Genomic DNA, 12924 nt, shown 5'->3' on the forward strand with positions numbered 1-12924 from the left:
TTTACACTCGAGAGGTTATTGCATAACCATCGCATAAACCCAGCCTACATCACATTCGAACCCTTTGTAACCCCTAAGCGGATATCACTACATCTAAGATATTCGTACGTTTTATGCGGAAACGCTAAGCACGTGTAACTTATTAAGTTGTAAAGTGGAACTAAACTTAGGTGGCTAGCGTTCGTTAGAAATTCACGCTGTGAACCGTTAAATCTATGACACTTTAACTCTGTTGGACCAAACGTTGTTTCTGTCTGTTACCAATCATTCACTTCGACTTACAAAACGGGAGTAAATCAACTTCATAATCGGTGGGACTCTACAAATGGAAACGTCTTGGTTTAAGTCCTTATCTCTTCCACGGTTATATCATATCATCAAATGTAATCGTTTACAACTAAAATGACCACCTTTTTGTTATTTTTTGAGCAACCATCAGTAAAGCCTTGATATCACTGGCTTTATAGACTATTAAATTTTGAGATATTTTAGTGCTTTTACTTAAGTTTACGGCGTCTCAATTTTTTCGCATTTCAGCCCACTTCGAGGCCGAGATAAACAAAAATGGCACGTAGTCTTAGACCACGTACCACCGTTAAATTTTGATTGGTTAAACCAAATTACTTAGTTTTCACCACTGCACCATCTTGGGTACCAACGACCACCGTTTGGGTCATATCTAAGAACAGACCGTGTTCAACCACACCAGTCATATTACTTAACTGGTCAGCCAAATCATATGGTGCTGCAATCTTATCAAGATGTAAGTCAACAATGATGTTGCCTTCATCGGTCTTGAAGAGTTGACCGTCCTTTTCACGAACAACTGGGTTATAACCCATCTCTTCAAACCGCTTCACCAATTGATGGTGACCGTACGATAACACTTCAACTGGCAATGGGAACTTACCGAGTTGATCAACCACTTTGCTTTCATCAACGATCCAGGCACATTGCTTGGAGTTAGTTGCAACTAGCTTCTCCCAAGTCTGTGCGCCGCCGCCACCCTTGATACCGTTGATTGCTGGGTCAACTTCATCCGCGCCATCAATCGTGATATCAATTTGATCAACGTCATCTAGTGACTTGATTTCCATCCCTAGATTACGGCCATAGTCTGCCGTCCGCTTTGAAGTTGGCACACCCGTAAAGTGAACGCCGTCTTTTTTGATCCGTTCGCCAAGGGCGTCAAGCAGGTAACGAACCGTGCTACCAGTTCCTAAACCCACTGTCATACCATCTTCAACTAATTCTGCTGCTTTGTAGCCCGCAATTTTTTTGAGCTCGTCTTGTGTTTTCATGAGTCCTCCCGAGTTAGTAAAACGTTTTTATTAACTTTTATTTCAACCACTATACTAGGCGATAATTATGCGGTGGTCAACTTGTAAGCGTTACCGATAATTGAGTTTTTTAGGTAAACAAGGTTCTAGAGTCGTTTCACCCATTTCTTCGCGAAATTCCCTCTATTACCCACACCGTCATTCATTCCAGTACGTAAAAATCCCGCGTAGCAACACCGCTACACGGGATTTAATAACCACTATTCTCCTTCTCAAAATTTACGACTTAATTATTTACGTTTTTTCATCAGTGTCACTTTAACACCGAACGCTGTTACTAAGATCAGAAGTCCTAGGACCATCAGCCAGTTATCCTTCAAAAATTCACCGGTTTGTGGTAAGAAGCCCTTGCTGCTTGAACTCATCGGTCTCGTTGACGTCGTCCCTGAACCCGTACCAGTACTGGTATGCGCTTGTGGCAACGCTGAACCATCTAGGTCATCACTAGGATCCTCAGTAGCAGGTCCAACGAAGTCCGGTGTCGTTTCATCATCATCCGTATCAGTATGTGGTTGATCTTCAGTCACTGGATCCGCCCGGTTGTAATAAACGACCTTGGCAGCATTAGGCTGACTTTGACTCACCACACCGGTAACGGTGGTGCCTTCACGAACTGGATTAGCGCCCTGACTCGTTGTCGTCACGTAGCCATCACTGGTATAGTCATCTTCCACAATTTGGTAATGAGCCCCATCCGGTAATTCGATCCGAACTGTCTCACCGTGTTGTAATGCGACTTGTCCTGCGCCATTCTCGTCTAACATCAACTGCCCGGTTTCGCTGGTACCAGCAGCCGTTGTCTTAACGATTTGAACGGTGCCAGTGATCGGGTTCAGCACGTGATCGTGCAAGTAAACGTTGAAGTTAAAGGCACGGTCTTTTTCGCCCGCTTCGCCCAGCACTGACTTAGTTAAAGCAAGCCAAGCAACTTGCGGTGTGACTGGTCGATCGTTTATGAAGGTCACGCGTTGAACCTGATCTGCCGACGTTGTGATTCCGGTCGTTTCGTGACCTGCAGTCACCTCACCACTATTCACCTGATGGGTCGTAATGAACTCAACTTCAGGCGTTTCCGAAATGATGAGTCGCTGTTCTTCCGGTAAACCTTTGATTTGGAGCCGTTCACCAGCGCGAAGTTTAACAACCAACTGTCCGGCTTCAAAACTCACCGTCTGCGTCACTTGTTCACCATCTGTTCGAGTTAAGGTGGCTTTATAATCACCCTCAAACAGTTTGTCCAATTCATAAACTGGTTCAGTCGTAGTCGGTGCCGTTGTGCTATCATCTTTGACTTCATCCGTCGTTACTTCACGTTGTGCGGTTAACGTAAATTCAAACTGACGATTCAAATCAGCCGCGACCATCGCACCGGTCACTTGTTTTTCAACGATCACGCTACCAGATTTGATGAGGTTCGTGTAGACCACATGACTCGTATGGCCCTGCTTTAACGCAATTGGCTGAGTTGTCAAACCCTCACCCTTCTGCTCATCAACCTGCCAAGTTGTCTCAACTCGGTCAGCCTGTTTAGCCTCTGTCACCGTGTAGTTTTGTAACGGCAGGTTCTTGATCAATAGCTTTTCGCCAGGCATAAACGTCACCTTGGCCTGACCCGCTTCAAACGGCACCTGTTTAGTGATTTCATGACCGTTTGCTTGCGTATACGTCGCTTCAAACGTCCCATTCAGGTTATCTTGCCCCGTAATTTCGAAGTCGATTGGCGTATTAGTTGGGTAATCACCGGCTGCAATCTTCTCTAATAGCAGCTGTCCGTCACCCTGCCAAGTATTCGTATAACGGACCGTTGTTTGTTTTTCGTCCTTGATTTGAACGGTTGGTCCTGCCTGATGGTCTTGTTGTTCGCCACCATCAACTTGATATGTGGCATCGAATCGATCAACCTTTTGTTCACTCACTTTGAACCGTACGCCAGTTGGCAAGTGATTAAGTTGTACCTTATCACCATGCTTCAAGTTGACCTTTAATTTGCCATCCTTGAACGTCACCGTTTCAGTCATCTGAGTGCCATCTTGCCGCGTGAAGGTTGCGGTATAGTCACCATTGAAGTGCGTGTTGGTTTGATGACGCCGACGCGCTTCGATTGTAAACTCGAAGGACTGATTGAGGTTGTCGGTGCCCATCACTTGTTTTTCAACCACTAATGTCCCGGTTTTAATTCGGTTATTGAACGTCACACGGGTGATTTTATCTGCTGTCACTGGTTGTGAATCAGCTTCTAAGCCAACTTGTGGGTCGTTATTATTCACTGACCAAGTTGTCTCCATGTTATCAATCTCCGGATCCACTTCGCTGACAGTGTAGTCACTCAGTGGCAGATTATCGATCACCGCATATTGATCTGCCTTAAGTTCGAGCGAAGCGTTGCCATCTTCAAACTCTAACTGACGACTATGCGCTAGATGGCCCGTTTCACGTTGATAAACCGTGAGTGGATAACCGCCATCATCAATGTCAGCCTGAACTTCAAACTTATAACTCCGTTTGCTATTGTCAGCACCCGTCACTATCTTATCAATTCGTAAACTACCAACAGGCGGTTTAGGCACTTCGCTATTTCGGTAAGAGATAACGTCATTCTCACCGTAAGCAATCGTCACTTCTGGCGCCTGGGTCGCCGTTAAATCTTGGTAGCCACCTTGATTATTCAGGTTCCACATTGGTGTTAACCCTGCTGCTTCAGTTTCCACTACCGTTAAACTGACGTCTACCGGTAATTCATTGATAACCACTTCATCACCGTGTTTCAGGGTCAGAGTTGCCAGACCCTCTGCGTCAAATTCTACTTTCTTGGTTTCGGGATGGTTCGTTACCTTGTACGTCTTACCAGCCACCAAGTTTTTGGTAGTTTCATCCGCACGAATTTCGAACTTGAATTCCTGATTCATATCCGCTTTATCGTCGCTTACCACGGTCTTTCGAAGTGTTAAATCACCAGTTTCAATTCGATTGGTGAAAGTCACCACGACCGTTTCATTATTTTGAACTTCTGCAGGATTCGCCTCAACTTCGTACTTGAAGTCACCCGAGTTAATCTGGGAAGTGGTCACCACGTTATCATCTTGGTCTTCTTCTCGGACAGTATAGGCTTGTTCCGGCAAACCTTTAATCAGCATCTGTTCGCCTGGATTAATTTTAACCTCAGCCTCACCCGCCACGAATTTAACGGTTCTCTTAGCTTCGGTGCCATCAGCTCTTTTCAAAATTGCTTCAAAGTCTTCAGTGAGTTTCAACTCATCAGTTATGGTAAACGTCACCAATTTATCGGTTGGGTAAGTTCCCATAGCAATTTTTTCAAGTAACAGTTCGCCTTCGCCGCGGCGGGTGTTGGTATAGATCAGCTTTTGAGTATCATCTTTAACAATCTCAGTGTCGAGGCCAGTGGTGTCCTGTACATGACTTGGTCCATCATTGACCTGATGCGTGATCTTAAATTCATCTTGCGGTGTTTCTTTGATGGTAAACTTAGCGCCGGCTGGCAAACCGGAAATGGTGATGGTCTGCTTGTGTTCTAAATTAACTACGGCGCGTCCATCGCCGTCAAAACGGATTTGCTTGTCCTCATAATTTGATACTGCATATTTTTGATCTTTCACATCTTCAACTGTTTCATCTTTTGCTTGAATAACAAATTCGAACAGTTTAGCTTGATCACCAGCCACGCCAGAAACCACGCGTTTGCCTAACGTTAGCTCACCATTCGGCAATTCATTAGTGAACGTTACCTTTTCCATGGCGTTATTAGATTCAAGTGTGATTGGGTCAGCTTCACGGCTATCTGTCTTACTCGAAGTCTTCGTTTGCCAACTCGTCGTCATATTCTTGACGTTAGGATTTTCTTCAGTAATCGTGTAGGCTGTTCCCAGTGGCAGACCATAGATCAACGCATATTGGTCACCTTTTAGCGTTATTGTGGCCTCATTCTTACTGTCAAACACTAAATCGTCACCATCTTCGCCGTGCTGTTGATTTAACTGATAAATTTCATACCGATATTTACCACTAAGTGCTTTATTGGCTTTGATTGTAAAATCAAACTCATGCTCTGCATCAACATTACCCGCAATCCGCTTCTCTAACCTGATTTGCCCGGCATCTTCGCGGCTGTTTTTAAACACAGCCGTTTGGTCCGTTTGATTTTCAATCGTCACATCTACGACTTGACTTGCTGCAAAATCGTTGCCGTTAAGCGACGAAGAGGTTGTAAAATCATCTTCAATCTTTTCGGTAATTTTAAACTGTGCGTTTTCAGGTAAATCCTTAATCAACAGTTGCTCAGTATGCTTTAGATAAACTGTTGCTTGACCATCTTGATTAAAGCTAATTGAATTTCGTGGTCCTTCAGTATCAAACCGTTCATTAGCCACCTTAGCCTTAGTTTCATCATCATCAGCTTGAATCGTAAACTCAAACGGCTTCGTTAAGTCTTCTGCCTTACTACTGATGACCTGCTTACTAAGTTCGAGATTACCCTTGCGCGCAGTGTTTTTCACGTTAATGGTCACCGCGTTAGGCGTTGCCTTCTCTAACATAAATTTACTAGACAGGTTGCCAGGTTGATAATCGGCACCATTCACCGCAATCGATGTCATGAAGTCACCAGTGCTGGTTTCTTCCACCTGATACTCGCGATCATAGGCTTTTTCATCTGCGTCATAGCCTTCTGTCGGTAAGTTCAAAATAGTCCGTGCCTCGCTACCAGTCACCTTGATGGTATCACTGACGCCATTAGTAAACTTAACTGTGCTGCCATCAGATAACTTATAGCTGCCGTTGAAGTTTGTATCAACAATTGTTTCATTGTTAACTTTTTTGTTGCTATATGCGTACACTTTGAAATCGAACTGCTTGTTGTCTGCCAAACCGGCTGTTAATTTACGAAGAGTTAAGTTGCCTGGTTCGACTGCGTAGTTTTTGATTTCAGGACACTTATCCAACCAACCGGCTTCTTTAGCGCTCGTCATTGTAAATTCGATTGGCGGGATTTGCCCGTCATAACCTTCACGAGCACCAACTTCAATCAGCCGATACCGGGCCAGCGTACCTAGCATATGGAACTGAACGTAACCGTCTTTTGTCGATGACACTGTACCATATGGTGTTCCATCGATACCCTTTGCGTCTGACCAATTTCCATTTTCTAGTTTCTGCAGTTTAAATTTCACATCAGACAGCGGTGTCCCGTTATTACCATCAACTTTTGCGAATCTAATCGTCCAATTGTCCATGAACGCATCTGCATCGAAGTCAACCTTTTTCGTATAGCTGTCACTGTAATAACCAGCCGAAATAGAGACTTCATTTTGATAATTTTCATCCCGAGTTTGCAGTAATGTCCGATACTTGATTTGAAGTGGTCGATTCACATCAGATAACATCGTAATTTTCATCTTTGAATAATCATCTGAGTAGCTCACTTCATAATCTTTTCCCAGCACCAGTACATCTGGTTCAATATTTTCATCAACTGTGAAATTGAATCCACCACCATTTTGGGTGTGTTTAACACTTACAAACGATACTTCTAATGCATCAGGATCAATATCATGAATATGGTTGCCTTTTAAAGTATCTTCTATTTTAGGCTTACCAATACTTTGCCCATCCGCATTCATAACAACTTGCCAGTTGATTTGGTTGCCATCCATTTTTGAACTTTCTTTACTACCGAAAATTCCATTAGAACTTAGACTCGTACTTGCTTTTACTTCTAAATTCTTGAAGCTACCATATGACACCCACGCATGATTTTGGAAAATAAATGCGTCTGGTATCCCTGGTGTGTTTGTCTCTTTAGCGTATTGTTCCCAAGCGGACATATCAATTGGTGTTTCAAATACAAGCGCTAAGTGTCGATATTCTTTATCATTCGCATTTTCATTAAATTTAATCGTAAATGTCCGCCCAGCCTTGTCGTCTGACCAAGTTATCTCATAATCATCGGCATCCACTTTTTCACCACGTTCACTGATGCTCTTCATCTGATAAAGTTTATACGCCGATTGATCATTCAAAAAGCTGAGATATTCAGGTTGGTTAGTGTTTAAAATATCTTTTATTGTTACCTTATCAACCTGAGTACTTCCAGTACCAAATTCACTGTTTAACCGACTGCCAAACCCAACTTGCCATTCCACAGTGTGATTACCACTGTTAGGATCATTTCCATTCAGAATGAGTTTAGCTTGTTTGTGTGCATTGGTATAAACATTCTCTTCAATTTTCACAGTGCCATCATGGGAATCGTACAGCTCATCTTCACCATTAGTAAACACAATTGCAGAGTGATTTGTATACCATCTCTCAATTTTTCCATTTGTGATTCCATTTACATATCCCTCATCCCAGGGTTGTTTTGTTTCAAGCTTAATTTGGAATTTTTCATTTCTAGTGTTCCCGTTGCCATTATCAGTACTAAAGATAAACTTCAGCGCTTCATGTTTTCTTGTGTCATCTTTATTTTTCTCAAAATCAAATAAATTATCTTTCGGATTTCCATTCGAGTATCCACTTTGAATTTCAAGATTGAGTTTTCCATTATTACCAATTTCAACTGGTATAAAGTTACCATCATCGGTCTTTACAGAGATAACAACATCTTCGGCTTTAACACCCTTTGGAAGTAAGTCCATTACGGTTAAAGTCTTAAAACTTCTACCCTTGGGATTCACACTCAAGACCCAGTTAATTTTTGCAAAGTCGCCATCAACATAGGTGTAGTCTAATTCGCCTTCTTTAGTAATCAGTTCATTGTCATTACCTGACTGGCTATCACTACTCTGTTGTTTGCCTTCAATCTCAAAACTAATACTGTTTCCAATTTTCGAGACATCTCCTGAACCTTTTTCTTCAGTTGCATAGGTTAACTTTAAATGTACCTTGCCACTTCCGAATTCAGTCAACAGGTTGTCAATTTGTCCTTGTTTAGGCACCAGAATCATCTGATTGTCATCACTTTCTGGTGTCAGTTCAAAATACGATGTCACGTCTTCTGTTCCATTCGTCGTGATCGATTCAATTTTTAATGAATCTTCAACATACTTGTGCGCGCCCTCCAAAGTATCAGTGATTGTCAAAGTCGACAAAGCATCTTTAACTGCCTGATCACCAGTATACTGACTGAGGTCAAATTCTAAATCCGCTGTCCAGGAATACTTTCCATCTTCGTACTCACCGCCGCTTTTCTTAATACTGTTAACGACACTTAAACTGCCTTCCGTCTGTTTTAATTTTAAATTTTTACCAAGGTTACCCTTTACATAATTTTTGAAGGTACCAGTTGTGCCTTGACCATAAGTTGATTTAATCGTAAATACCAGGTATTTTTTAGTCTTGTCAACTTGTGCTGACTCACCCGTCTCTGGTTTAACACCTTCAATCGTTACCAGATTTGTCACAGTCCCCAGTGATTCCCTGAAATAGTCCTTTAAAGAGTCGGCACTGTTTTCGTAGTGAACATCCCAACTGTCTTCATCTAACGTGTGTGCTGCACCATCATTGGCTTTTAACCAATCCGTCAATTGAATATCTTCAAAACGTAAATCATCTTTGACGCCAGCTAAATTAAGTTTTACCGTCCAAAGAATTTGATTATTATCAATAAATTGACCATTTTTCTCCAGCCATCCTTTTTCTTCTTCAGGCGTCACCGACCAAATGGCACTATCGTTGTATTCAAATTCAATTTTCTCACCACTCACATACTTCTGAGAAAAAGTCATTGAGTACGAAATGTTGGTATCAAGCATTTTGGCATTCGTTAATTTGATTGTGATTTCTTGATAGTCATTACCATCTTCTGTACCACTTGCAATTTGCCATTCTGCAACCTCTTCATTGTTAGCACCAACTTTGGCCGTAATTTTTCCCTTTTGAGTTTCCTCTGAAAACTTACCTAAACCGTGAATTCTAAACGTATATGAATCACCAACGGCTAACTGATGTGCTGGTTCCAATTTTGATAATTTATTAATTAACGATTCTGAATTCCACTCATAAGTTAAATCAAAATCCGTTAAATTAGTAACGTTTACACCCGCTTCAGTAATATCCGTTACATTATTGCCTTGCTTAATCAAAATTTTATCAAAAAAACTAACCGCATCCCGATCGTCATTCTTAGCTAAAAGACCACTTAAATCTGTCGCCTTAGTCGATTTAGTAGCCTTATCACTAGATTCACGTTCCTGTGCATCCGACTTACTGCCCGCATCCGCAGTTCGACTATTCTTTTTCAAGGCTTCTGTAGTCTTAGCGTCTTCGTCCGCCTGATCAACTTTATCCTGGTCAGCCTTCTTTTCATTTTCTTCCAGTTCTTTTATCTCTTGGTTATCTGCTTCATTCTTATCCTTAGCAGCCTCATCCGCTGCTTCTTTTTCAGTAGCAGCCGCCTCTTCCTTCGCCTTCTCAGCCGCCTGCTGCTCCTGCAGTTTTTCACTCTGCACAAACTGATTCAGTCCGGCTAATAGGTCCACCGGTAAACTCTCCCCAGTGCCCGCTTCAGCTAGCGCTTCATCATCAGTATCCGCCGCAACCACCGTTACTGGTTGGGCGAACGTCTTCACGCTACCAACTGCTACTGGTAGTGCCATCGCCGTCATCGGCGTTTTTAGTTTAACTGGCAGATCCAACTTAAACGTCATCTGCGTCGCTACTTTTTCCCAACGTAACCGTAACGTTTTGTCACGCCGACGTTCAAAGTAGAGTTTGGCGTTAGTATCCGCCGTCCCTGCTTCAGCCTTAACCTGTGCTTTTAAAACTTCAAGTTGATTTTCTGGTAACCAGAGATTGGCCGAACCATCCTCCTGATCACCGTCCTTGTTGCTAATCGTTACGGTCATTGCCAGGCGTTGTTCTTCGCCGACCTTGACCTGGTTAACTTTCGCACCGTTTTTGTCGTTCAGTTGAACACTCGTCAGATCAACTCGACGCGTATCATTGGCTAAGGCCAACACGCTTTGGTAACAGGTGCCAAATACAAGGGTGAATACTGCCACGACTTGAACTAGTACCTTCATCATTGCGACTTCCTCCGTTCTGTTTGTCTGTGTTGACCTCTCTCATGCTTTAAGACTAACAAACAATTTTGTCCGAAATTTGGCCCATTTTTGACCAGATTATGAAGCGCAAATTAGTTGCTTTTTTCAACCATATCGGTTATGTGACGGTTCTAAATCCTTATGTAGTACGGATTCGTTATGTCGCACGAATCCGCAAAGTCTCAAAAATTATTTAAATTGGTCTCGTACTTCGCGTCGCCATTTATAGACAGTTGGTCTTGAAACGCCATATTTTTTAGCAATTTCGGTGGGCGTCAAATGGTGCTTAACCGTATCGATCAAATAACGGCCGGCATCGTCACTCAATCGACCATGTAATTCATTTAAAATCATCTCGTCTTCGATAACCGCAAATGAATCCCCCTCTTCCGCTAACGCAACTAATCCGTCCGCATCATCCTCATTCATCCGATCTCGTCGCTGTTGTTTTTGAATAGCGTTTAAGAACCGGCGATACGGCGCCTGGTGGGCGTAACTCAATAGTTGTCTGCGATTAGTCGCGGGATCATCCGGAAATTTATCGTAAACGGTTGGGAAAATAAGCCAACCATCCTGAACGAAGTCTTCATACCGGTCGTCACTGGGCGTAATGCCTAATCGTTTCAATGCACTATAGATAATAACAACGTGGTCGCCCTCTTGTAGAAAAGTAAATGCTGCTGGTGTCTTGTTCATGTTATGAACCCCTTTATTCAAGTGATCCATAGCGCTATGGTCGCCTAACACCTTAGCAAGAAAAAAGGACACTTGAAATAAAAAGAGTAAGCATTTCACCCTTACGGAAAACTGTGCCATTTTCTTTTAAATTGATTTAAATAATATTTATGTGTTGCTACGATAATAATCCTCATTATTTTTCACAAAAAGGCCAAAATAATCGTTCCCATTCACAATTTCTTCATAAAAACCTCTTAGAATCGCGATATTTATTTGGCATACTTATTATTAATAAGAGAGAAAGGTTAAAAAGGAGGTGCGCTGTGTCGCCCCACTTAACCAAAAAGCACCATACTGTTGCGATTGTCATTATCTGTTGTCTCATCGGTGTTTTCGGCATTTCACTTTTCACACGTCAAGGTAATCTGCAATCCAAGCAACTCATGCCCCATACACAGAAGATGCTTGCCAATCACGTGAAAGTTAGTTTTGTCACCCATCGTGGCCGACTATTGAAGACCTACTACTGGTCAACCAGTCATTCACAGGGACGCGACACGGACGTCACTGATATTTTCAACAGCGACATTATTGAACCAAATAGTGGCATCAACAATCACATTCCACTCGATTATCAGTTTGACCAAACTGATCTCAAAAACATCAAGACGCTGCGCAACGTTCGCTTAGGTAGTGCGATTACGTTGGTGGTAGCCAAGATTGACCCTGCTGACCGTCCAACCGGATTTAGCCGTTTAATCAAATGGCTAGTTTCTGGTTAGGCCTCAGTCAGTGGTTCAAGCATTACTTAATCTGTTTCCAAACATATAACAGTCACAAAACGTCCCCCTAGGAGCGCACATGCTTGCGTGTGTTACTGGGAGGACGTTTGTTTTAGTGGTAAATATTGATTACGGTAGCCTTGAGAGGCTGTGTTTTAAGTTTATTGGCTTACTTTTACTTTACCAAAACGCGCGCCTCGAAACTGAAAGCTGCGCGTAAGGGGCTCCTAGTATAAATCCAAGTTCGGGATTTATTCTAGGAGCCCCTTACACTACGCTTTCAACCCGTTTCGTTTTGCGCTCTATCTAATAAAACCTTCTTCTCACCCAGCTTGCGATGCCGCCAATTAGAATTAAAACCGATAGTCCTACGACGGTGGCTTGTCGGTCCGCCGGTCGCTTTGTCTGGAAAAAGCGAATCGGATTGTCCTGCTCGCCAACCTGAATCTTAGCACTTCGGTTTGGTATTCTGATTACCCGCTGTGTTGCAACTACTTGGTCAGTCGTCGAAGCCTCAGCGGTGACTGGCTGACACATCACGACTAACAAAAATCCAACCATCAACAGCTTTAACCCAGTCATTGGACCACCTCCACTAGTCATCTTCAGCTTCTAGTTAAGGTATACACCCTGCGTTTTTAGTTTGCGTAAAGGTGGTGTAAAGGTTGGGTAAAGGTACAGAGTGGGACAAGCGGCGTTTAAGTCCCAGAGTATAAGCAGGCCACACCGAGTAGGCCGCTCTTGCCTGCTTGGTGTGGCCTGCTTATACGGCCGGGGCTTGCCGCTTGGCTCACGTTTCAGCTATGCTGCCATAAACCAACTCACCATAGCCACTTCACCCCTACTATCTAGCCGTAACGCGCAAAATAAAGCAGCGACCTGCATATAAGTACCTCAGGCCATAAATCTAAATTCGGGATTTATAGCACTTTCTCCCTATTCTCTAGCCGTAACGCGCAAAATAAAGCAGCGACCTGCATATAAGGGCCTCAGACCATAAATCCAAGTTCGGGATTTATGGTCTGAGGCCCTTATACACCGGTCGCTAACCGCTTTATTTTGCGCTCA

Annotated in this window: 5 protein-coding genes; 1 reads left to right on the forward strand and 4 read right to left on the reverse strand. The window is 43.0% G+C overall.

Going from position 1 to position 12924, the window contains the following annotated elements:
* Positions 1 to 620 precede the first annotated feature (620 nt).
* From rpiA to FD04_RS03690, 3 genes are all read right to left on the reverse strand, one after another.
* The gene (gene rpiA, locus FD04_RS03680; protein ID WP_056947106.1) at positions 621 to 1301 is read right to left on the reverse strand and encodes a ribose-5-phosphate isomerase RpiA; all 681 of its coding nucleotides are present in this window, start codon (positions 1299 to 1301) and stop codon (positions 621 to 623) included.
* A 269-nt stretch (positions 1302 to 1570) separates the two neighbouring features.
* The gene (locus FD04_RS03685; protein WP_056947109.1) at positions 1571 to 10378 is read right to left on the reverse strand and encodes a DUF7601 domain-containing protein; all 8808 of its coding nucleotides are present in this window, start codon (positions 10376 to 10378) and stop codon (positions 1571 to 1573) included.
* Between the two features lie 207 nt (positions 10379 to 10585).
* Entirely contained in the window at positions 10586 to 11092 is a 507-nt protein-coding gene (locus FD04_RS03690) for a sigma-70 family RNA polymerase sigma factor (RefSeq protein ID WP_056947112.1), read from the reverse strand.
* Positions 11093 to 11397: 305 nt separating this feature from the next.
* On the opposite strand from FD04_RS03690, the gene FD04_RS03695 reads away from it, so the two are divergent.
* The gene (locus tag FD04_RS03695) at positions 11398 to 11856 is read left to right on the forward strand and encodes a hypothetical protein (RefSeq protein WP_056947114.1); all 459 of its coding nucleotides are present in this window, start codon (positions 11398 to 11400) and stop codon (positions 11854 to 11856) included.
* A 306-nt stretch (positions 11857 to 12162) separates the two neighbouring features.
* On the opposite strand, the gene FD04_RS03700 is transcribed toward FD04_RS03695, so the two are convergent.
* The gene (locus FD04_RS03700; RefSeq protein ID WP_054699271.1) at positions 12163 to 12438 is read right to left on the reverse strand and encodes a hypothetical protein; all 276 of its coding nucleotides are present in this window, start codon (positions 12436 to 12438) and stop codon (positions 12163 to 12165) included.
* Positions 12439 to 12924 lie beyond the last annotated feature (486 nt).

The sequence above is a fragment of the Secundilactobacillus odoratitofui DSM 19909 = JCM 15043 genome (assembly GCF_001434895.1).
Taxonomy (GTDB): domain Bacteria; phylum Bacillota; class Bacilli; order Lactobacillales; family Lactobacillaceae; genus Secundilactobacillus; species Secundilactobacillus odoratitofui.

Excerpts from the sequence above, each read along its gene's own strand:
- rpiA (WP_056947106.1), bottom strand. The coding sequence starts at position 1,301 with ATGAAAACACAAGACGAGCTCAAAAAAATTGCGGGCTACAAAGCAGCA.
- FD04_RS03700 (WP_054699271.1), bottom strand. The coding sequence starts at position 12,438 with ATGACTGGGTTAAAGCTGTTGATGGTTGGATTTTTGTTAGTCGTGATG.
- FD04_RS03685 (WP_056947109.1), bottom strand. The coding sequence starts at position 10,378 with ATGATGAAGGTACTAGTTCAAGTCGTGGCAGTATTCACCCTTGTATTT.
- FD04_RS03690 (WP_056947112.1), bottom strand. The coding sequence starts at position 11,092 with ATGAACAAGACACCAGCAGCATTTACTTTTCTACAAGAGGGCGACCAC.